Source organism: Pseudomonas sp. CMR5c (assembly GCF_003850545.1).
Lineage (GTDB): Bacteria > Pseudomonadota > Gammaproteobacteria > Pseudomonadales > Pseudomonadaceae > Aquipseudomonas > Aquipseudomonas piscis.
This window is the reverse complement of record NZ_CP027705.1, coordinates 4,273,207-4,293,045: the sequence shown is the minus strand read 5'-3', so window position 1 is coordinate 4,293,045 and position 19,839 is coordinate 4,273,207. Positions and strand designations below refer to the sequence as shown.

Annotated in this window: 21 protein-coding genes; 11 read left to right on the top strand and 10 right to left on the bottom strand. The window is 65.2% G+C overall.

The annotated features are described in order from the left end of the window. Positions 1 to 57: 57 nt before the first annotated feature. The gene (locus tag C4K40_RS19600) at positions 58 to 495 is read right to left on the bottom strand and encodes an Lrp/AsnC family transcriptional regulator (RefSeq protein ID WP_053131279.1); all 438 of its coding nucleotides are present in this window, start codon (positions 493 to 495) and stop codon (positions 58 to 60) included. Between the two features lie 132 nt (positions 496 to 627). Here C4K40_RS19600 and C4K40_RS19595 point away from each other — a divergent pair, with 132 nt between their 5' ends. The 4 genes from C4K40_RS19595 to C4K40_RS19585 all read left to right on the top strand — a co-directional run bounded on the left by C4K40_RS19595 (position 628) and on the right by C4K40_RS19585 (position 5,279). Further along, complete coding sequence (locus tag C4K40_RS19595) at positions 628 to 1,521, top strand: DMT family transporter (protein WP_053131276.1); 894 nt, start codon at positions 628 to 630, stop codon at positions 1,519 to 1,521. 92 nt (positions 1,522 to 1,613) lie between these two features. Next, complete coding sequence (locus C4K40_RS31605) at positions 1,614 to 1,757, top strand: hypothetical protein (protein ID WP_157064360.1); 144 nt, start codon at positions 1,614 to 1,616, stop codon at positions 1,755 to 1,757. Next, on the top strand, positions 1,754 to 4,024 hold the full coding sequence (locus tag C4K40_RS19590; protein WP_053131274.1) for an FdhF/YdeP family oxidoreductase: 2,271 nt from the start codon (positions 1,754 to 1,756) through the stop codon (positions 4,022 to 4,024). The genes C4K40_RS31605 and C4K40_RS19590 overlap by 4 nt, the downstream gene beginning before the upstream one ends. 280 nt (positions 4,025 to 4,304) lie before the next feature. After that, positions 4,305 to 5,279, top strand: a complete 975-nt coding sequence (locus tag C4K40_RS19585; RefSeq protein ID WP_031320076.1) for a Dyp-type peroxidase — start codon at positions 4,305 to 4,307, stop codon at positions 5,277 to 5,279. 58 nt (positions 5,280 to 5,337) lie between these two features. Here C4K40_RS19585 and C4K40_RS19580 read toward each other — a convergent pair whose 3' ends face one another. The 5 genes from C4K40_RS19580 to C4K40_RS19565 form a co-directional block, all read right to left on the bottom strand. After that, positions 5,338 to 5,487: a DUF2474 domain-containing protein gene (locus tag C4K40_RS19580; RefSeq protein WP_083456887.1), complete on the bottom strand. Its 150-nt coding sequence runs from the start codon at positions 5,485 to 5,487 to the stop codon at positions 5,338 to 5,340. Next, positions 5,480 to 5,629: a hypothetical protein gene (locus C4K40_RS31600; RefSeq protein WP_164485031.1), complete on the bottom strand. Its 150-nt coding sequence runs from the start codon at positions 5,627 to 5,629 to the stop codon at positions 5,480 to 5,482. Before C4K40_RS31600 ends, C4K40_RS19580 begins: the two co-directional genes overlap by 8 nt. Then, complete coding sequence (cydB, locus tag C4K40_RS19575; protein ID WP_031320074.1) at positions 5,616 to 6,632, bottom strand: cytochrome d ubiquinol oxidase subunit II; 1,017 nt, start codon at positions 6,630 to 6,632, stop codon at positions 5,616 to 5,618. Before cydB ends, C4K40_RS31600 begins: the two co-directional genes overlap by 14 nt. Positions 6,633 to 6,648: 16 nt before the next feature. Next, a complete protein-coding gene (locus C4K40_RS19570) occupies positions 6,649 to 8,070 on the bottom strand; it encodes a cytochrome ubiquinol oxidase subunit I (protein ID WP_053131271.1) in 1,422 nt (473 codons plus the stop codon). Positions 8,071 to 8,186: 116 nt separating this feature from the next. Beyond that, positions 8,187 to 10,511 carry an FdhF/YdeP family oxidoreductase gene (locus tag C4K40_RS19565; RefSeq protein ID WP_022639469.1) on the bottom strand — a complete coding sequence of 775 codons (2,325 nt, stop codon included), beginning with the start codon at positions 10,509 to 10,511 and terminating at the stop codon, positions 8,187 to 8,189. A gap of 444 nt (positions 10,512 to 10,955) precedes the next feature. Here C4K40_RS19565 and moaA point away from each other — a divergent pair, with 444 nt between their 5' ends. Genes moaA through moaE form a run of 5 tightly spaced genes read left to right on the top strand, consistent with a single transcriptional unit; the run spans position 10,956 to position 14,142 of the window. Then, a complete protein-coding gene (moaA, locus tag C4K40_RS19560; protein ID WP_053131268.1) occupies positions 10,956 to 11,954 on the top strand; it encodes a GTP 3',8-cyclase MoaA in 999 nt (332 codons plus the stop codon). Between the two features lie 47 nt (positions 11,955 to 12,001). After that, a complete protein-coding gene (locus C4K40_RS19555) occupies positions 12,002 to 12,901 on the top strand; it encodes a bestrophin family protein (RefSeq protein ID WP_053131265.1) in 900 nt (299 codons plus the stop codon). A 42-nt stretch (positions 12,902 to 12,943) separates the two neighbouring features. Continuing rightward, the gene (moaC, locus tag C4K40_RS19550) at positions 12,944 to 13,444 is read left to right on the top strand and encodes a cyclic pyranopterin monophosphate synthase MoaC (RefSeq protein ID WP_053131262.1); all 501 of its coding nucleotides are present in this window, start codon (positions 12,944 to 12,946) and stop codon (positions 13,442 to 13,444) included. Next, a complete protein-coding gene (locus tag C4K40_RS19545) occupies positions 13,441 to 13,692 on the top strand; it encodes a MoaD/ThiS family protein (protein ID WP_022639465.1) in 252 nt (83 codons plus the stop codon). The genes moaC and C4K40_RS19545 overlap by 4 nt, the downstream gene beginning before the upstream one ends. A 3-nt stretch (positions 13,693 to 13,695) precedes the next feature. After that, complete coding sequence (moaE, locus tag C4K40_RS19540; protein ID WP_053131259.1) at positions 13,696 to 14,142, top strand: molybdopterin synthase catalytic subunit MoaE; 447 nt, start codon at positions 13,696 to 13,698, stop codon at positions 14,140 to 14,142. A gap of 184 nt (positions 14,143 to 14,326) precedes the next feature. On the opposite strand, the gene fdhD is transcribed toward moaE, so the two are convergent. From fdhD to mobA, 3 genes are all read right to left on the bottom strand, one after another. Then, entirely contained in the window at positions 14,327 to 15,151 is an 825-nt protein-coding gene (fdhD, locus tag C4K40_RS19535; RefSeq protein ID WP_053131256.1) for a formate dehydrogenase accessory sulfurtransferase FdhD, read from the bottom strand. Between the two features lie 45 nt (positions 15,152 to 15,196). After that, the gene (locus tag C4K40_RS19530) at positions 15,197 to 16,090 is read right to left on the bottom strand and encodes a LysR family transcriptional regulator (RefSeq protein ID WP_053131253.1); all 894 of its coding nucleotides are present in this window, start codon (positions 16,088 to 16,090) and stop codon (positions 15,197 to 15,199) included. Positions 16,091 to 16,186: 96 nt separating this feature from the next. Continuing rightward, positions 16,187 to 16,801 (bottom strand): molybdenum cofactor guanylyltransferase MobA, encoded by a 615-nt coding sequence (gene mobA, locus C4K40_RS19525; protein ID WP_022639461.1) that lies wholly within the window; start codon positions 16,799 to 16,801, stop codon positions 16,187 to 16,189. A 225-nt stretch (positions 16,802 to 17,026) separates the two neighbouring features. Here mobA and moaB point away from each other — a divergent pair, with 225 nt between their 5' ends. Together moaB and glp are read left to right on the top strand one after the other, a co-directional pair. After that, the gene (gene moaB, locus C4K40_RS19520) at positions 17,027 to 17,566 is read left to right on the top strand and encodes a molybdenum cofactor biosynthesis protein B (RefSeq protein WP_053131249.1); all 540 of its coding nucleotides are present in this window, start codon (positions 17,027 to 17,029) and stop codon (positions 17,564 to 17,566) included. Further along, positions 17,563 to 18,768, top strand: coding sequence for a gephyrin-like molybdotransferase Glp (gene glp, locus C4K40_RS19515; RefSeq protein WP_053131245.1), 1,206 nt, complete (start codon positions 17,563 to 17,565; stop codon positions 18,766 to 18,768). Before moaB ends, glp begins: the two co-directional genes overlap by 4 nt. Here the strand turns inward: glp and C4K40_RS19510 are convergent. Then, positions 18,765 to 19,817 carry an FUSC family protein gene (locus C4K40_RS19510; RefSeq protein ID WP_371263424.1) on the bottom strand — a complete coding sequence of 351 codons (1,053 nt, stop codon included), beginning with the start codon at positions 19,815 to 19,817 and terminating at the stop codon, positions 18,765 to 18,767. The genes glp and C4K40_RS19510 overlap by 4 nt on opposite strands. Positions 19,818 to 19,839: the final 22 nt, after the last annotated feature.

The window sequence follows — 19,839 nt, the reverse complement described above, 5'->3', positions numbered from 1 at the left end:
CCGCTTCGGCGGGCTTTTTTATTGCCCGGATTTTCTTGGCCGGAGCAGGGCAGATGTTCACGCCATGGGCGGCAAACGGCGCTTGATCGGTGACTTCTTGACGATCGAAGTGTTGGTCTCGGCGTACTGATTGAGGCGGTCCAGCAAGCTGTCCAGTTGTTCCATGGAGCGCACCTGCAGGCGTGCGAAAAAGCAGTCGTCGCCGGTGACCTTGTCGCACTCGGTGAACTCGGGGATCGCCAGGATCTGCCGTTCGACTTCCTGCAGTTTTCCCGGCAAGGGGCGGATGCGCACGATGGCCTGCAATTGATACCCCAGGAACCGGGGGGCGACCTCCAGGGTGTAGGCGCTGATCACCCCTCGTTCCTCTAGTCGGCGCAGGCGCTCGGCGACGCTGGGAGCGGACAGCCCGCTGATCTGCCCCAGGGCCTTGAGTGAACGTCGGGAGTCTTGCATCAGGGCGCTGATCAGCGTCTGGTCGATGGCATCCAGCATGGCAGTCTCGTTAGGTAGATGGGCTTTCTTGCCTTGATAAAAAAGGCGAAGGCTGAGTCTAGCCTAGGATTTTCTCTGGTGAGGCTGTAGTTGAGTTACGGATAATCTGGCGACCGATAAAGGAGCCTGATGATGGATGCATTGATTCGTCGCGGATCGCTGGAAATGAGCGCCGCCATGCTGATTTCCGGAACCATTGGCTGGTTCGTCCTGGTCTCGGGGCAACCGGTGCTGGATGTGGTGTTCTGGCGCTGCCTGTTCGGCGCCGCGACATTGCTGCTGGTCTGCGCTGCCCTGGGCTTGCTGCGCAAGGACATTCTCACGCAACGGGTCCTGCTGCTGGCGGTGGTCAGCGGTGCGGCCATCGTCGGCAACTGGGTGCTGTTGTTCGGCTCCTATTCCCGAGCCTCGATCGCCATCGGCACCGCGGTGTACAACGTCCAACCGTTCCTCCTGGTGGGCCTGGGGGCGTTGTTCCTGGGAGAAAAAATCACTGCGCAGAAATTATTCTGGCTGTGCCTGTCGTTCGGCGGAATGCTGGCCATCGTCAGTGCCCATGAAGGGCAGGGGGAGGCGGGCGGCGATTACCTGCTGGGGATCGGCCTGGCCCTGGGCGCTGCCTTGTTGTACGCCTTCGCCGCTCTGCTGATCAAGCGCTTGAGCGGAACCCCGCCGCACCTGATCGCCCTGATCCAGGTCTGCACCGGTGTGTTGCTGCTGGCGCCCTGGGCCAACCTCGGCACGCCACTCCGGGAGGCCAGCGCCTGGGCCAGCCTGCTGGCGCTGGGTATCATCCATACGGGGCTGATGTACGTGCTGCTGTACGGTGCGATCCAGAAGCTGCCCACGGCGTTGACCGGGGCCTTGTCCTTCATCTATCCGATCGCGGCGATCTTCGTCGATTGGCTGGCGTTCGGTCACCGCTTGGGCTGGCTGCAGTGGTTCGGGGTCGGCGCGATCCTGCTCGCCGCCGCCGGCATGCAGCAGGGCTGGAGCCCGAGGTTGCGCCGTAGCGCCGTGCAGTGAGCCGGCCTGCACCGGTCGGCGCCTGGCCTTGACAGCCCGGGGTGCGGCGCTAGATTTCAGCATGCGCCGCAAAGTTTGCGCCGCATTTCCTCTTGATCCAGACGCCTGGCGATCCGGCCATCCGTGCCTGGATCATTGCCGGGTGCCTGGCGCTGCCTGACGCCGCCCCGGTGGTCGATTACCTGTCATTGCCGACTCGCGCCGTACAGGGCCGGTTGGCCCTGGAGCGATCATGAGCACTCGACGCAAGGTTCCCGGAATCCGCAACTACGATGGTCCCGCCGGTGGCTGGGGCGCGCTCAAGGCCACGGCCACGGCCGTACGCGAGCAGATGGACACCCTCAAGGCCCCCCTGACCCTGATGCGCACCAACCAGCCCGACGGTTTCGATTGCCCGGGTTGCGCCTGGCCGGACAAGGAGCACAAGTCGACCTTCCAGTTCTGCGAGAACGGCGCCAAGGCGGTGACCTGGGAGGCCACCAACAAACGGGTGACGCCCGAGTTCCTGGCCAGCCATCCGGTGGCCTCGCTGCTGCAGCGCTCGGACTATCAGTTGGAGGACCTCGGTCGCCTCACCGAGCCCCTGGTCTACGACCGTGCCAGCGACACCTTCAAGCCGGTGCCCTGGCAGGCCGCCTTCGAGCGCATTGGCCAGGTCCTGCGTGGCCTGAAGCCCGAGCAGGTGGAGTTCTACACCTCGGGCAGGGCCTCCAACGAGGCGGCCTACCTGTACCAGCTGTTTGCCCGGGAGTATGGCTGCAACAACTTTCCCGACTGCTCGAACATGTGCCATGAACCCACCAGCGTCGGCTTGCCCAGGTCCATCGGGATCGGCAAGGGCACGGTATCGCTGGAGGATTTCGATGTTTGCGAGCTGATCATCTCCATCGGCCACAACCCCGGCACCAACCACCCGCGGATGATGGGCACCCTGCATGAGGCGTCACGGCGCAAAGTGCCGATCATGGTCTTCAACCCCCTGCGCGAGCGGGCCCTGGAGCGCTTCGCCGATCCGCAGAACATGGTGGAAATGGCCACCTATGGCTCCACGCGCATCGCCTCCTCGTACTTCCAGGTCAAGGCCGGCGGTGACGCTGCGGCGGTCAAGGGCATCATGAAGGCCTTGCTGGCCCTGGAGCAAAGCCTCGGGCAGGTGCTGGACCGCGACTTCATCGCCCAGCACACCCTGGGCTTCGCCGCCCTGGAGGCCGACCTGCACGCCACCCAATGGGTGGATATCGAACAGGCCAGTGGCCTCAAGCAGAGCGACCTGGAAATGGTCGCCGCGGCCTATGCCAAGTCCAATGCCACCATCGTCACCTATGGCATGGGCATCACCCAGCACAACGAAGGCACCGCCAATGTGCGGCTGATCTGCGACCTCTTGATGCTGCGAGGCAACCTGGGCAAGCCCGGGGCCGGAATCTGCCCGCTGCGTGGCCACTCCAACGTGCAAGGCAACCGCACCGTGGGCATCACCGAAAAACCCGCGCAAGCGTTCCTCGACAAGCTCGAGCAGGTGTTCGGCTTCAAGCCACCGGCCAGCCATGGCCATGACGCGGTGCAAGCGATGCAGGCGATCATCGCCGGCCAGTCCAAGGCCTTGCTGTGCCTGGGGGGCAACTTCGCTGTGGCCCTGCCGGACCCGGGCCAGTGTTTCCCGGCCATGGCCCAGCTCGACCTGAGCGTGCACATCGCCACCAAGCTCAACCGCAGCCATCTGCTTGTAGCTAAGGAAACCTACGTTTTTCCCTGCCTGGGCCGCACTGAAATGGACGTGCAGGACGGTATGCGCCAGGCGATCACCGTCGAGGATTCGATGTCCATGGTCCATGCCTCGGCCGGCAAGCTGGCCCCGGCCTCGCAAGCCCTGATGTCGGAACCGGCGATCGTCGCCGGCATGGCCAAGGCGACGCTGACCGCGAGCAAGGTGCCGTGGCTGGAACTGGTGACCGACTACGACAAGATCCGCGACCTGATCGAGAAGACCGTCCCTGGCTTCGACGACTACAACGCCAGGATCCGCGTTCCCGGAGGCTTCCGCATGCCCCTGGCGGCGGCCGAGCGCCAATGGCTGACACCCTCGGGCAAGGCCGAGTTCTTCGTCTTCCCCGGCTTGCACGAAGACAAGGAAGTGGATGGCGCCGATGTCCTGCGCCTGGTCACCCTGCGCAGCCACGACCAGTACAACACCACCATCTATGCCCTGGACGATCGCTATCGTGGGGTCTTCGGTCGTCGCGACGTGCTGTTCATCAGTCCGGCGGACCTCGCGGCCCGGGGCCTGGCCCATGGCGACCTGGTGGACATCGAGACGGTGACCGACGGCCGGCGCCTGCGCTACGAGAACATCACCGCCATCGAGTACAAGATCGCCCCGGGCACCGTCGGCGCCTATTACCCCGAGGCCAACCGCCTGGTGCCGCTGGACTACCTGGACGTCGACAGCGGCACGCCGTCCTACAAGTCGGTACCGGTGCGGGTGCTGCGCGCGGGCGTTTAGCCGCCAGGTTGGGCAGCCGATCCCCTGGAAGGTCCTGCGGAGCTTGGCGCAGCTTCGCAAGCTCAGCAGCGGCTACAGGTGCTTCGTGTAGCCGCTGCCGCAGGCTGCGCCCGGGCGCGCAGCGGTCGCCCCTGGATTGGCCGTCCGATCCCCCAGAAGGTCCTGCGAATCCAGGCGCAACTGCGCAGGCTCGATAGCGACCACAGGAATGGGTGGCTACGGCGGCACAATCTGCTAATTTCCGTGGGTGATTTTTTGACCGTAGCCTGTGGAATCCAACATGACGACACCTTCATCCTCGGCCGGGCGCTTGCCCGAGCCCCAAGCTGTCTGCAGCCCCATTACCCGCAGCGCGATCTTCATCGTCGCCACCCTGGCGCCCGGTGCCGAAGCGGCGCAAACCCTGCGCGAGTGGTGCGCCGATGTCGCCGGGCGAGTGCGCTCGGTGGGCAAGCGGGTACCGGCGGGCAACCTGACCTGCGTCTGTGGTTTCGGCTCCGCCGCCTGGGATCGGTTGTTCGGCGGGCCGCGCCCGGCCGCGCTGCATCCGTTTCGTGAAGTGGGGGTAGCGGGGCGGCTGGCACCGTCCACCCCGGGCGACCTGTTGCTGCATATCCGCGCCGAACAGATGGACCTGTGCTTCGAACTCGCCACCCAGTTGCTCAAGCCGTTGGGTGCTGCGATCGAAGTGGTGGACGAGGTCCAGGGCTTTCGCTACTTCGACATGCGCAGCATGGTGGGTTTCGTCGATGGCACTGAGAACCCGGTGGGCCGCGAAGCCGTGGACTTCACCCTGGTGGGCGACGAGGACCCGCAGTTCGCCAATGGCAGCTACGTCCTGGTGCAGAAGTACCTGCACAACATGAGCGCCTGGAATGAACTGACCGTTGAGGCCCAGGAACGCATCATCGGCCGGACCAAGCTGGACGACATCGAGTTGGCCGATGGGGTCAAGCCCAGCTGTTCCCACAGCTCCCTGACCACCCTCGAGGAGAACGGCGAAGAGGTGAAGATCCTGCGCGACAACATGCCGTTCGGCCGGCCAGGGGCCGGGGAGTTCGGCACCTACTTCATCGGCTACGCGCGCTCGCCACAGCCGGTGGAGCAAATGCTGGAAAACATGTTCGTCGGACGGCCAGCGGGCAACTACGATCGCCTGCTGGACTACAGCACGGCAGTGACCGGCGGCTTGTTCTTCGTGCCTTCGGCCGAGCTGTTCGAAGACTTGGCCGAACGCGAGCCAACGCCCCTCTGAACGCACACGCCCCCGACACGCAAGTGCGTGCCGGGGGCGTGTGGGTAATGGGCCCCTATCAGTGGCTGCGCATGCCCGCGGCTTGCATCAGCAGCCGCAACAACCCGGCCACCAGCCCCAGGCTGACCACGCTGGCCAACCAGATGCCGGCCATCCACAACAGTTGCCGCCACCCCGGAGCGGGGCGTGTGACTTGTGTCTTATCCATGGGCCAGCTCCAGGACCAGGGCCGTGGTGCAGGCCAGTGTCAGTATCGCCCCCAGATACAGCAGGCTCAGTTGTGCCACCTGGCGGTGCAAGGGCAGGCGGGCCAGGGTTTCGTGCAGGGTTGGGTTTTCAGTGGTAGCCATCGCCGATCCTCACTTTGCCGCGGAACACGTAGTAGCTCCAGCAGGTGTACATCAGGATGATCGGCAGGATGAACAGCGTGCCGATCAGGATGAACAACTGGCTGGTCAGGGGCGAGGCCGCTTGCCACAGGCTGATGGACGGCGGCACGATGTTCGGCCAGATACTGAAGGCCAGGCCGATGTAGCCCAGGAACACCAGCACCAGGGTGAACACGAACGGCCAATGCGAATGATGCTGGCGCAAGGTTCCGAGCAAGCCCCAGAACGCCAGCAGGCCCAGCACCAGCAGCGCGCCGAAGATCACGATATGGGCGTGGCCGAACCAGCGGGTGGCTATCTCCGGATGTAGCATGGGCGTCCACACGCACAGCACCGCGATCACCGCCGTCAGGGCGAACGCCAGTGGCCGGGTGTAGTGGCGCATGCGTGCTTCGAGCATGCCTTCGGTCTTGACCAGCAGCCAGGTGCTGCCCAGCAGCGCATAGGCCACCACCAGGCCCAGGCCGCAGAACAGCGGGAAGGGCGCCAGCCAGTCCAGGGCGCCGCCGGCGAACTGGCGATCGACCACCGGGATGCCGCTGATATAGGTGCCGATCACGATGCCCTGGCACAGGGTCGCCAGCAGCGAGCCGCCGATGAAGGCCAGGTCCCAGATATGCCGCTTCTCGGGGCTGGCCTTGAAGCGGAACTCGAAGGCCACGCCACGGAAGATCAGCCCCGCCAGCATGAACACCAGCGGCAGGTACAACGCCTCGAGGATCACCGAATAGGCCAGCGGGAAGGCGCCGTACAGCGCCGCGCCGCCGAGCACCAGCCAGGTCTCGTTACCGTCCCAGACCGGAGCCACGGTGTTCATCATCACGTCCCGTTCCCGGGCGTCGGGGATCAGCGGGAAGAGAATGCCGAGCCCCAGGTCGAAGCCGTCCATGATCACGTACATCATCACCCCGAAGGCAATGATGACGCCCCAGATCAACGATAGATCTATGCCTTGAATAGCCATGATCGTTTCCCTTGTTTCAGTTGTGGTGATCGCCGGACGCGAACGTCTCGGAGATGGCGGACAGCGGACGACGCGGGGTCGGCTCCTGGGCCGGCGTGGCTTCGGGCAGGTGCTCGTGGTGGGGCTGCGGGCCCTTGCGCACCAGCTTCATCATGTAGCCGATGCCCACGGCGAATACCGAGAAGTAGATCAGCACGAACAACGCCAGGGACACGCTCAGCTGCATCACGCTGTGGTTGGACGCGGCATCGCTGGTACGCAGCAGGCCGTAGACCACCCAGGGCTGGCGACCGACTTCGGTGGTGATCCAGCCCGCCAGCATGGCGATCAGCCCGGTGGGGCCCATCAGCAGGACCAGGCGCAGGAACCAGCGGTTGCGGTACAGCGCGCCGCTGCGCCGCAGCAGCAGGCCCAGCACCCCGGTGAGGATCATCAGCATGCCGAGCCCGGCCATGATGCGGAAACTGAAGAACACGATGGCCGAGTTGGGTCGGTCTTCCTTGGGGAAGCTCTTGAGCGCGGGGATCTGCTTGTCCAGGCTGTGGGTCAGGATCAGGCTGCCCAGGTACGGCACCTCCAGGGCGTAGTCGGTCTTTTCGCTGTCCATGTTGGGCAGGCCGAACAGCACCAGGGGCGAGGGCTCGTCACCGTGGTTTTCCCAGTGCCCTTCGATGGCGGCGATCTTCGCCGGCTGGTGTTCCAGGGTGTTGAGGCCGTGGGCATCGCCGACCACCGCCTGGATCGGCGCGACGATCAGCGCCATCCACAGCGCCATCGACAGCATCTTGCGCACTTGCGGCGTGTCGTTGCCGCGCAGCAGGTGCCAGGCGCCGGAGGCCCCGACGAAGAACGCCGTGGAGACGAACGCGGCGATGGCCATGTGCGCCAGGCGGAAGGGGAACGACGGGTTGAAGACGATCGCCAGCCAGTCCATGGGCATGACCCGCCCATCGACGATGGAGAAGCCCTGGGGCGTCTGCATCCAGCTGTTGGAGGCCAGGATCCAGAAGGTCGAGATCAGGGTGCCGATGGCCACCATCACCGTGGAAAAGAAGTGCAGCCCGCGGCCGACCCGGTTCCAGCCGAACAGCATGACCCCGAGGAAACCCGCTTCGAGGAAGAACGCGGTGAGTACCTCGTAGGTCAGCAGGGGGCCGGTGATGCTGCCGGCGAAGTCCGAGAAACGACTCCAGTTGGTGCCGAACTCATAGGCCATGACCAGTCCGGAGACCACGCCCATGCCGAAGTTGACGGCGAAGATCTTCGACCAGAAGTGATACAGGTCCTTGTAGGTGTTGTTGTGGGTCTTGAGCCAAAGCCCTTCGAGCACGGCCAGGAAACTGGCCAGGCCGATGGTGATGGCCGGGAAAATGATGTGGAACGAGACCGTGAACGCGAACTGGATGCGCGCCAGGTCCAGTGCCTGTAGATCAAACATGACGATACCCTCGTAAAGGCTGGATGCCGTGCAGCCGCCGCCCGTTCGCCGCGAATCGCAAGGGTTCGCGCTACGGGGGCGGGGGCTGCGAGTGGAGGCCGGGGCGCCGGGCCCGGTCAGACGCCGACGGACTGGATCAGGTTGCTGGCCTGGGCCGCCTCCAGGCGGATGGCGATGAACTTGGAAGTCGGCGTATAGGTGCGGTCGCCGTAGCTCTCCAGTGGCACCAGGGGGTTGGTCTCCGGGTAGTAGGCGGCGGCCTGGCCGGCGGGGATGTCATAGGCGATCAGGGTGAAACCGCTGACCCGGCGTTCGCGGCCGTCTTCCCACAGGGACACGATGTCCACCTTCTGCCCCGGTTCGTAGCCCAGCTTGCGGATGTCCTGTTCGTTGGCGAACAGCACCTCGCGCATGCCATAGACCCCGCGATAGCGATCGTCCAGGCCGTACAGGGTGGTGTTGTACTGGTCGTGGGAACGCATGGTCTGCAGGATCAGCTGCGGCTGCTCCTTGAGCTTGCGCACCCCGGGGTTTACCAGGTCCGCTGGCAGTTCGCTGGGGGTGAACTGCGCCTTGCCGGTGGCGGTGTTCCAGCGTCGGTCGGCCGCGGCGTTGCCCAGGTGGAAACCGCCGGGGTGGAGCAGCTTGAGGTTGAAGTCGCTGAAGCCCGGGATGGTATCGGCGATCAGGTCGCGGATGCGCCCGTAGTCCTCGATCACCCACAGCCAGTCGATGGGGCGCGGGCCCAGGGTGGCGTTGGCGATGCCGGCGATGATCGCCGGTTCCGAGCGCAGGTGCGCCGACTTGGGCCGCAGCTGGCCATGGGAGATGTGCACCATGCTGAAGGTGTCCTCCACGGTGACGCCCTGGGGGCCGTTGGCCTGGATATCGATATCGGTACGGCCCAGGCACGGCAGGATCAGCGCTTCGCGACCGGTCACCAGGTGGCTGCGGTTGAGCTTGGTGGCGATGTGCACGGTGAGCTCGCAGTTGCGCAGGGCGGCGTGGGTGCGTGGGGTGTCCGGGGTCGCCTGGGCGAAGTTGCCGCCCAGGCCGATGAACACCTTGGCCTTGCCTTGCTCCATGGCCGAGATCGCCATCACCGTGTTGTGGCCGTGCTCCCGTGGCGGCTTGAAGCCGAAGCGCGCCTCCAGGGCGTCCAGCAACTCGGTGGGCGCCAGTTCGTTGATGCCCATGGTGCGATCGCCCTGCACATTACTGTGGCCGCGCACCGGTGACAGGCCGGCGCCCGGGCGGCCGATGTTGCCGCGCAGCAACAGCACGTTGATCACTTCCTGGATGGTCGGCACCGAATGGGTGTGCTGGGTCAGGCCCATGGCCCAGCACATGATCACGCGCTTGGCCTTGCGATACATGCGGGCGGCCAGTTCGATATCGGCCAGGGACAGGCCGGATTGCTCGACGATGTGGCTCCAGGACGTGGCGTCGACCTCGGCCAGGTAGCTGTCCAGGCCCGAGGTGTGTTCGGCGATGAAGGCCCGGTCGAACACCGCTTCGCCATTGCTGGCCAGGGCTTCACGCTCCCAGCGCAGGAGGAACTTGGCGATGCCGCGAAAGGCCGCCATGTCGCCGCCCAGGGCCGGACGGAAATAGGCCGAGGAGGTGGGTTCGGAGCCGTTGGTGAGCATCTCCAGCGGGTGCTGCGGATGCTGGAAGCGTTCCAGGCCACGCTCCTTGAGCGGGTTGAAGCAGATAACCTGGGCGCCGCGCTTGACCGCCTCGCGCAGCGGTTCGAGCATCCGCGGATGGTTGGTGCCGGGGTTCTGGCCGATGACGAAGATCGCGTCGGCCTGCTCCAGGTCGTGGAACACCACGGTGCCCTTGCCCACCCCGACGCTCTCGAACATGCCCACGGCGCTGGCTTCATGACACATGTTCGAGCAGTCGGGGAAGTTGTTGGTGCCGTAGGCGCGTACGAACAGCTGGTACAGGTAGGCCGCTTCGTTGCTGGCCCGGCCCGAGGTGTAGAACTCGGCCTGGTTCGGCGAGTCCAGGCCCTTGAGGTGGCTGGCGATCAGGTCGAAGGCCTCGTCCCAGGTAGTTTCCACATAGCGGTCCTGGGTGGCGTCGTAGCGCATCGGATGGGTCAGGCGGCCCTGGTATTCGAGCCAGTAGTCGCTTTGCGCGGCCAGGGCCGAGACCGTGTACTTATTGAAGAATGCCGGGTTCACCAGGCGCCCGGTGGCTTCCCAGTTGACCGCCTTGGCGCCGTTCTCGCAGAACTTGACCATGCCGTTTTCCGGCGACTCGCCCCAGGCGCAGCCCGGGCAGTCGAAACCGCCATTCTGGTTGGTCTTGAGCATGGCGCGGATGTTCTTGAAGGCGTTCTCGCTGCCCAGCCAGTTGCGGGTCACCGCCATCAGTGCTCCCCAACCGGCGGCCGCGCCCTTGTAGGGTTTGTATCGATCAACTTCGCTCATGATATTTCTCCAATACATCGCACGCAGGGAACCGCCCGACATTCAATGGATGTCGATAGTTTCTTACTGCTCAGGCTAAATGCGATTTTGCTGGGACTGGTTATAAGCCCCGTTCTGTTTGTTTGCGTGGAGTAACTTTCGCGACCTTTTTTGGGCCACGAATAAAGCCTATTCGGCGTCCGTGCAGGCTGTCTAATCGCAATTAATGACCAGTTGATCGAGAACCTCTATCAGGGTATTAATTCATTGAAAATCAATGTGTTGACTGAGTTGTCTTGATGGTTTTTCGCTTGATAGATGTTTTTGATCAACCAGTTGTTAATAGCGATTGGACGGCCTTTTGAATGGCTCTTAATCTTGCCGCCAATAACTCGCGACAAGCGCGGCTGCACTGTCGGAGTTCAACTAATATTGAATGAGTTCGCATCGGCGACAGAGGCTGTGATGGCAGATCAAGTATTGGTGGATGGCTTTGCTCGCCGGGTCGACTATCTGCGCATGTCGGTGACTGACCGTTGCGATTTTCGTTGCGTGTATTGCATGGCCGAGGACATGCAGTTCCTGCCGCGCCAGCGCATCCTGACCCTGGAAGAGCTGTACCAGCTGGCCGAGCGTTTCGTCGCCCTGGGCACCCGCAAGATCCGCCTGACCGGTGGCGAGCCGCTGGTGCGTTCCGGGGTGGTCGAGCTGTGCCGGCGCATTGCGCGGCTGCCGGGCCTGCGCGAGCTGTGCATGACCACCAACGGCTCGCAACTGGGCAAGCTGGCCGCGCCCTTGTTCGATGCCGGAGTCAAGCGCCTGAACATCAGCCTGGACAGCCTCGACCCGCAGCTGTTCCGCCAACTGACCCGCACCGGCGAGCTGTCCCAGGTGCTGGCCGGGATCGATGCGGCGAACGCCGCTGGTTTTACCCGCACCAAACTCAACTGCGTGGTGATGAAGGGCCGCAACGACCACCAGATTAACGACCTGGTGGCCTTCGCCATCGACCGTGGCCTGGACATCTCCTTCATCGAGGAGATGCCCCTGGGCGCCATCAGCGAACACAGCCGCAGCGATGCCTTCTTTTCCAGCGCCGAGGTGCGCGAGCGCATCGCCGAGCGCTACACCCTGATGGAGTCGGCGGAATCGACCCAGGGGCCGTCGCGCTACTGGCGCCTGGCCGAGGCACCGCAGATCCGCCTGGGCTTCATCTCGCCCCACAGCCACAACTTCTGCGGCACCTGCAACCGCGTGCGGCTGACCGTGGAAGGGCGCTTGCTGCTGTGCCTGGGCAACGAACACTCGATGGACCTCAAGGCCGTGCTGCGTGCCCACCCGGGCGATACCCAGCGCCTGGAACAGGCCATCGTCGAGGCCATGAAGCTCAAGCCCTATCGCCATCACTTCGAGCTCAACGATGAGGTGCAGGTAGTGCGCTTCATGAACATGACCGGCGGCTGACCGGCCCCATCCCTTGCTTGCCCGAATCGTCCAGAGGCCGTCCTTCGATGATCGTCAGATCCAAACCCAACCTGCTCGGCGTGCTGTTTTCGCTCAAGGGCTCGATCGCCAAGCGCATCGCCCTGCGCAGCCTGCTGGTGACCCTGCTGGCCGCCGCCATCGTGTTGATCGAGACCCTGCACCCGGCGTTCTTCTCCAAGGTCAACGCCACGCCCTTCACCTTGCTCGGGCTGTCGCTGTCGATCTTCATGAGCTTTCGCAACAACGCCTGCTATGACCGCTGGTACGAGGCGCGCAAGGCCCTGGGCAGTATCGTCACGGACGTGCGCTCGCTGATCCGCGAGACCCAGGTGATCGGCGATGCCCAGGAGCGCGGGGCGATCCTGCGCAACCTGTGCGGTTTCGCCCATGCCCTCAAGGCTCGGCTGCGCCTGGAGGACGAGCTGGGGGCCGCGGGCACCTGGCTCAGCCAGCGGCCGCCGGCGGCGACCCCGAACGTCAGCGACAACGTACTGCGCCTGGTCTCGCGCCAATGTTCGGGCCTGGCCGAATCGGGCCGCCTGAGCGAGTGGCGCTACATGCTGATCGCCAACCTGCTGGCGGGCATGACCACGGCGCAGACCACCTGCGAGCGGATCAAGGCCACGCCGTTGCCGTTTCCCTACACCTTGCTGCTGCACCGCACCAGCTACATGTTCTGCATCCTGCTGCCCTTTGCCATGGCCGAGCCCCTGGGCTGGCTGACACCGATCTTCACCGCCATCGTCAGCTACACCTTCTTCGGCCTGGACGCCATCGGCGACGAGCTGGAAGACCCTTTCGGTCGTGACGAGAACGACCTGCCCCTGGACGCCATCGTGCGCAACATCGAGCGCGAGATCCTCGATGCCCTGGGAGTCACCGAACTGCCGCCGGTACTCGAACCGGTGGACTACGTCCTGAGCTGATCCGCCCCGGGTCGCCAGGCTTTCCCTTGCCTGAGGTTGAACATGAACGACGCTGTCGCCAGTCCCGCGTTGACCCACCTGGACGCCCAGGGCCGGGCCAACATGGTGGATGTCACCGCCAAGCCCGCCACTGACCGTGAGGCCCTGGCCGAGGCCTGGGTGCGGATGCACCCGGCCACCCTGCAATTGCTGGAGGACAACGGCCATCCCAAGGGCGACGTGTTCGCCGTGGCTCGGATCGCCGGGATCATGGCGGCGAAGAAGGCCCACGAGCTGATCCCCCTGTGCCACCCCTTGCTGCTCACCAGGGTCAGCGTCGAGCTCGCCGCGGCGCCGCCGGACCGGGTGCGAATCACCACCCGTTGCCGCCTCAACGGTGCCACCGGGGTCGAGCTGGAAGCGATGACCGCCGCCAGCGTCGCCGCCCTGACTGTCTACGACATGTGCAAGGCGGTGGATCGCGGCATGGTCATCGAGGGCGTGCGGCTACTGGAGAAGCACGGCGGCAAGTCCGGCTCATTCATCGCAGGAGAACAGCCATGATCCTCATCAACTACTTTGCCCGCTACCGCGAACAGCTGGGCAGCGGCGGCGAGAAGCTGGCGCTGCATGCCGAGCTGCGCACGGTCGGCGATGTGCGCCGGTTGCTCATGGCCCGGGACGAAAACTGGGCTCGGGTACTGGGGGAGAACAGCCTGATGTGCGCGCTGAACCAGGACCTGTGCAAGCTCGACGCGCCCATCGAGGACTTCGACGAGATCGCCTTCTTTCCGCAAGTGACGGGGGGCTGAGGCATGGGTGTCCAGGTCCAGCAACAGGCCTTCAGCCTCGATGCCTTGAATACCGCCCTGCAGGCTGGCGATCCGGCGGTGGGGGCGGTGGTGACCTTCGTCGGCTACGTCCGCGACTTGAACCTGGGGCAGGCGGTGCAGAGCCTGTTCCTCGAGCATTACCCGGGCATGACCGAGCGCTCCTTGCGAGGCATCGTGGCACAGGCCGAGCAGCGCTGGCCGCTGCTGCGGGTCGAGCTGGTGCATCGGGTCGGACTGCTGCGGGTTGGCGAGCCCATCGTCTTCGTCGGTGTGGCCAGCGCCCATCGCCAGGCCGCCTTCGAGGCCTGTGACTTCATCATGGATTACCTGAAGACCCGCGCGCCGTTCTGGAAGCGCGAAGTCACCGACAGCGGCGAACATTGGGTCGAAGGCCGTGCGAGCGACCAGCAGGCCGCCAGTCGCTGGTAGCAACCCTGATCACCTGCGGTAGATCTGGAACCGACTTTGGGTGGCGAGAGCGCTCGCTGCCGCCCGGCAGCGCAAGCCGTAAACCCGAATCCTCGCTATACCTGATCGAGCGCCTGCCCAAGCGGATGGCAAGGCTGCGCCTTGCAGTGCGAGCAACTTCTCGCGTTACAGGAATGCCCAGCGATCACACCGGGCTGTAGATCCGTGGCGGGCTGCGGTGGGGGACGTGGATCAGGTTGAGGTGGTGCTTGTTGGCCCACTGCACGGTCAGGGCGGTGGGCGCCGAGAGGCTGACCAGGGTGCCCAGGCGTGCCCGCACGGCCTTGTGGATCAGCTCCAGGCTGCAGCGGCTGGTGACCACGGTAAAGCCCAGGCGCGTATCGATCCCGGCATGGAGCAGGGCGCCGATCAGCTTGTCCAGGGCGTTATGGCGGCCGATGTCTTCCTGGCACAGGCGCACCTCTCCCTGTTCATCGAAGTACAGCGCCGCATGCAGGGCGCCGCTGCTGCGACCCATAAGCTGGGCTTGCTCGATGCGCTCGCGCAGGCCCTGCAGGTGTTCCACCGGCGGCAGTGGCGTCGGTTCCAGCACCTGTAGCTGCGGCAGGGCCTGCTCCAGGGCCTCGACCCCGCACAAGCCGCAGCCGCTGGTCCCGGCCAGTTGCCGGCGATGGTCCTTGAGGGCCCAGAAGGCCCGGCTGGAAATCTGCACGTCGGCCTGGCAGGCCTGGGGGAAATGGCTCAGGCGGATGTCGTAGATCTCGTCCAGGCCGGTGACGATATCGTTGGTGATGCTGAAGCCACGGATGAAATCCTCCAGGTTGCCCGGAGACACCATCATCACTGCCTGGCTCAGGCCGTTGTAGGTGATGGCCAGGGCGGTCTCGGCGGCCAGGGGCGCGTGGGCCTCTTGCGGCGAGCCGTATTCGCGATAGGCCACGCTTTGCGGCGCCGGGGCCGGTGCGTTGGCCTCGGGCTGTTGATCCGCTTGTTCGATCCGGCAAACCATGCATCCACCTCTTGCTACTGGTGCGCCCGCAGGCGCGCTAAACGGTCATTCGCCCTTGATCGCGAACAGCTTGCGAGCTTCGGCGAAACACTTCTCGGCAATCGCCGAACGTGGTTCGGTCTTGCGCATCACCATGCCCAGGGGCGCCAGCACGCTGGCGTCGGGCAAGTTGATGAAGGCCAGGTTCTCGATCGGAGAATCCAGGCCGCTGTCCAGGGGCATGATCGAGCAGCAGAAGCCTTCGTGGATGGCCTGGAACAGCTGGTAGGTCGAATCGCTTTCCAGGATCGGCTGCGGGTTGAGGCCGCGGCTGCGGAAACTCAAGTCGATGGACTTGCGATAGTGCATGCCGGTGCTGAGCATGCCCAGCGGCAGTTCAGCGGCATCTTCCCAGCTCATCTCGCTGCCTTCGAAATGAAAGTGCCGGGTGTCGTACAGCAGGCCGACCCGGGTCTCGCCGATCTCGAAGAAGTCCAGGTAGTTGGGATTGACGTGGTCCAGGTAGCAGACCCCGAGGTCCAGCTGGTTGTTGCCGATCTCCTCGATGATGCGGTCGGAGCTTCCGGACGACAGGCTGAACTTGAGCTCGGGAAAACTCGCCGACAGCTTCTGCACGTAGCCGATCGGGTTGAAGCCGCTCAGGGGCACCAGGCCCAGGCGCAGGTTACCCACCAGTTGCCCGCGGCAGGCGGCGGCTTCGGCGAACAGCCCGTCGTGGGCGGCGAGCAGGGTCTTGGCCCAGGCCAGCACCCGTTCGCCGGCCTCGGTGAAACCCTCGAAACGCTGGCCCCGGGTCACCAGGATCAGGTCCAGCTCGTCCTCCAGGTTGCGCAGGCGCATGGACAAGGTCGGCTGGGTGATGTGGCAGCGCGCGGCAGCCTGGCCGAAGTGGCGGGTCTGTTCCAGCGCGATCAGAAACTTCAGTTGCTTGATGTCCACAATGGCACCTGTCGTGGGAGGGTCGTCGTCAGTATTAACGCAGAGGTTCAAGCTGTGGGAAGACCCGAAGATCGTCCCGGGCTGTTCCGCCAGCCTTCAGGCCGGGGAGCCGGGGGGCGTTTCAGACAGTAGTTCAGGGCTGTTGAAATTGCTCAGCCGGGGATCGTCGGCAGCACAGTGCAGGGGCGTCAGGCCCTGTACGCGCAGGGCCCGCAGCAGGCTGCGTTCGCCCTGGTCCCAGGCCTGGCGCAGATCGCCCAGCAGCCGCGTCGGCAACAGGCTGAACATGGGTTGCCATTGGCCGTCCTGCTGCACCATCACCGGTTGTTCGCCAGCGCTGCGGGCTTGCCACAGGGCCTCGATCAAGGCGCCATCGATGCATGGTGCATCGCAGGCCAGCACCAGCAGCCAGGGGTGCCGGGCCTGGGCCAGGCCGGCCAGGACACCGGCCAGCGGGCCGGGAAAATCCTGCTGGGCATCGGCCACCAACTGATCGGCGTAGGGCCGATACTGCTCGGCGTTGCGGTTGCAGGAAATGATCAGGTCGTCGCTCAAGGGCCGCACCACGTCGTGCACATGGGCAATCAGCGGCCGGCCGCGCCAGGGCACCAGGCCCTTGTCCCGGCCGCCCATGCGCAATCCGCGCCCGCCTGCCAGCAGCAGGATCGAGCAGGGCAGGGGAGTGGCGATGGCAGGTCGGGTCGGGGTCATTGGTCACGGGCATGTCAGGTCGATGGCGTGCACGATCTCATTGTCTGTCCGCGACGTCCAATCGGAACATTCGAATGGCTGATCGATCAGGCTTATCAGGCCCTGGCACGGGCCTGGCGACGATAGAGCGGGTCGATAATCCGGTCAGCCAGAACGATTAGACAGCCGCGCTTTGCGGCCTTTAGCCTGGGTTCATGATTTTTATCTTGGCGGTCGGAGAGTGACATGAGCGTGAAGGCGGATGCGTTGTTTGTACCTTTGAATATTGCCGTGCTGACGGTCAGCGATACCCGGGAATATGCCTCCGATACCTCCGGGCAGTTGCTGGTCAGCCGCTTGCTCGAAGCCGGGCATACCCTGAGCGAGCGCAACCTGCTCAAGGACGATCTGTACAAGATCCGCGCCCAGGTCGCGACCTGGATCGCCGACGAGCGCATCCAGGTGGTGCTGATCACCGGTGGTACCGGCTTCACCGGCCGCGACAGCACCCCGGAAGCCGTGGGTTGCCTGCTGGACAAGCGCATCGATGGTTTCGGCGAGTTGTTCCGCGCGATCTCGATCCTCGATATCGGCACCTCCACGGTGCAGAGCCGGGCCCTGGCCGGGCTGTCCAACGGCACCCTGGTGTGCTGCCTGCCGGGCTCCACCGGCGCTTGCCGGACCGCCTGGGAAGGCATCCTCGCCGAGCAGCTGGATGCCCGGCACCGGCCGTGCAACTTCGTCCCGCACCTCAAGCCGGTGCAGGCCTGCGAGTCCCGCGGATGAGCCAGGGCAAGCTGATGCCGGTAGAGGAGGCGCTAGCCAGCCTGCTGGCCATGGCCGATGCCCGGCAGCTGGACCAGAGCCAGGAGCTGGCCCTGGACCAGGCCCGGCAGCGGGTCCTGGCCTGCGACCTGGTGGCGACCCTGGATTTGCCGCCCTGGCCCAACAGCGCCATGGACGGCTATGCCCTGGACCTTGCCCACTGGGACGGCCAGCCACTGCTGGTGGCGCAGACGGTGTTCGCCGGCCGGCCCGGTACGCCGCTGCAGCCGGGCACCTGCGCGCGGATCTTTACCGGCGCCCCGGTGCCCGCCGGCGCCGACTGCGTCGAGATGCAGGAGAACGTCGAGCTGCTGGATGATGGTCGGGTGCGTTTCACCCAGGCGCTCAAGCCGGGGCAGAACATCCGCCCCCAGGGCCAGGAGAACCGCGCCGGCCAGGTGCTGCTCGAGGCCGGCACGCGCCTTGGACCCTTCGAGTTGGCGGTGGCCGCCGCCCAGGGCTGTACCCGGTTGCCGGTGGTGCGCAAGCCCCGGGTGGCGCTGCTGTCCACCGGTGACGAGCTGCTGGAGCCGGGCATGGCGCTGCGCGAAGGCTGCATCTACAACAGCAACCGCACCTTGCTCCGGCATTGGCTCGATGCCCTGGGCTGCGAGGTGATCGATGCCGGGATCCTGCCGGACCAGCCGCAGCAGACCCGGCTACGGCTCGAGCAACTGCAGCACGGGGCCGACCTGATCCTCACCACGGGCGGAGTGTCCGCGGGCGATGCCGACTGCCTGGGCCAGGTGCTGCGCGACAGTGGCCGGCCGCTGTTCTGGAAACTGGCGATCAAGCCTGGCAAACCGTTGACCGTGGGCTACTTCGGCCAGGTGCCGGTGATCGGCCTGCCGGGCAACCCGGCCTCGGCCCTGGTGACCTTCGGCCTGCTGGCCCGTGCCTACCTGCTGCGCATCCAGGGCGTGGGCGAGGTCGAGCCTTTGGGCGTCATGGTGCCGGTGGCCTTCGACTGGGCCCGGGCCGGCAGTCGTCGAGAGTACCTGCGCGCGCGCCTGGAGCAGGGGCGCGCGGTGCTCTATCCGAACCAGAGCTCCGGGGTGCTGCTGGGTGCCTGCTGGGCCGATGGCCTGGTGGAGATCCCCGAAGGGCGGACCCTGCAGGCTGGGGATCTGGCGCGCTTCATTCCGTTCAGCGAGCTGTTCTAGATCTTCCAGTGCCGGGCGCTCTTGGCCAGGCGCTGGCGCATCTCGGCGAGGGTCGTCACCAACTGCCGGGTCAGCAGCCGGTAGCCATCCGGTGCCGAGTGCGCCGGTGCTTCCAGGGCATTGCCCGGGCTGGCCTCCAGGGGTTTTTCCAGGCGTTGGGTAATGCCTGACTGCAGGGCCCGGGCCATGCCCACCAGGTGCATGCGGATCTGCCGGTGCTCGGCCTTGAGGCCCAGTTGCATCTGCGCCATGGCCTGGCGGTCGCCAGCATCGGGGCGGGTATTGCCGAGGATCTCCAGGGTGCTGATGCACATGCGCAGGTTGCGCTGGATGGCGTCCAGCTCGGTCATGGAAATCCGCACTTCCTTGGACACCGAAGGCATCAGCGAGCGCAGTTGCAGCATGGCGCTGTTGACCCGTCCGAGCAGCCTCAGGTGCTCGTCGTCGGTCACCGATTGGCCCTTGATGATCCGTCCGTACAACTGCGCGCAGTCGCGCAGGGCGCCGGCCAGGTTGTAGCGCCAGGAGTACACCGCGTACAGCGGGATGGCGAAGGAAAACGCCAGGGCCAGGGCGATGCCGATCAGGATATCCACCGCCCGCCACAGGCCGTCGCTGACCTGGTTGTCGCCATGGCCGGCGACGATGAACACGGTGATCGCCGCCAGCAGCGCGGTGTAGCCGCCCTTGCCGATGGCGTGGTAGGAAAAATAACCGCAGACCGCCGACATGCCCAGGTAAGTCAGCCAGGGCTGGCCGAAGTACGCCTGCTGCACGATCAGCAACAGGCCGACCCCGGCGCCTACCAGGGTGCCGATCGCCCGTTCGGTGGCTTTCTTGCCGATATTACCGTGGTGCTGCAGGCCGCCGATCACCACCAGCATGGTCACCGAAGCCCATTCGCCGTGGGGCAGGTTCAGGCCGGTGGTCAGGAGGATCGTGGCGATCAGCCCGAGGACCACCCGCACCGCGTGGATCAGCCGCGCATGGCGATAGCGCCGGTACGGGTCGAGCACTGGCCGTAGCAGATGGTGCAGCCAGGAGGGCAGGCGTGTGCCCCGCAGGTGTTTG

Coding starts and splice junctions, on each gene's coding strand:
- C4K40_RS19600 (WP_053131279.1), bottom strand. CDS start 495: ATGCTGGATGCCATCGACCAGACGCTGATCAGCGCCCTGATGCAAGAC.
- C4K40_RS19595 (WP_053131276.1), top strand. CDS start 628: ATGGATGCATTGATTCGTCGCGGATCGCTGGAAATGAGCGCCGCCATG.
- C4K40_RS19590 (WP_053131274.1), top strand. CDS start 1,754: ATGAGCACTCGACGCAAGGTTCCCGGAATCCGCAACTACGATGGTCCC.
- C4K40_RS19585 (WP_031320076.1), top strand. CDS start 4,305: ATGACGACACCTTCATCCTCGGCCGGGCGCTTGCCCGAGCCCCAAGCT.
- C4K40_RS19580 (WP_083456887.1), bottom strand. CDS start 5,487: ATGGATAAGACACAAGTCACACGCCCCGCTCCGGGGTGGCGGCAACTG.
- C4K40_RS31600 (WP_164485031.1), bottom strand. CDS start 5,629: ATGGCTACCACTGAAAACCCAACCCTGCACGAAACCCTGGCCCGCCTG.
- cydB (WP_031320074.1), bottom strand. CDS start 6,632: ATGGCTATTCAAGGCATAGATCTATCGTTGATCTGGGGCGTCATCATT.
- C4K40_RS19570 (WP_053131271.1), bottom strand. CDS start 8,070: ATGTTTGATCTACAGGCACTGGACCTGGCGCGCATCCAGTTCGCGTTC.
- C4K40_RS19565 (WP_022639469.1), bottom strand. CDS start 10,511: ATGAGCGAAGTTGATCGATACAAACCCTACAAGGGCGCGGCCGCCGGT.
- moaA (WP_053131268.1), top strand. CDS start 10,956: ATGGCAGATCAAGTATTGGTGGATGGCTTTGCTCGCCGGGTCGACTAT.
- C4K40_RS19555 (WP_053131265.1), top strand. CDS start 12,002: ATGATCGTCAGATCCAAACCCAACCTGCTCGGCGTGCTGTTTTCGCTC.
- moaC (WP_053131262.1), top strand. CDS start 12,944: ATGAACGACGCTGTCGCCAGTCCCGCGTTGACCCACCTGGACGCCCAG.
- C4K40_RS19545 (WP_022639465.1), top strand. CDS start 13,441: ATGATCCTCATCAACTACTTTGCCCGCTACCGCGAACAGCTGGGCAGC.
- moaE (WP_053131259.1), top strand. CDS start 13,696: ATGGGTGTCCAGGTCCAGCAACAGGCCTTCAGCCTCGATGCCTTGAAT.
- fdhD (WP_053131256.1), bottom strand. CDS start 15,151: ATGGTTTGCCGGATCGAACAAGCGGATCAACAGCCCGAGGCCAACGCA.
- mobA (WP_022639461.1), bottom strand. CDS start 16,801: ATGACCCCGACCCGACCTGCCATCGCCACTCCCCTGCCCTGCTCGATC.
- moaB (WP_053131249.1), top strand. CDS start 17,027: ATGAGCGTGAAGGCGGATGCGTTGTTTGTACCTTTGAATATTGCCGTG.
- glp (WP_053131245.1), top strand. CDS start 17,563: ATGAGCCAGGGCAAGCTGATGCCGGTAGAGGAGGCGCTAGCCAGCCTG.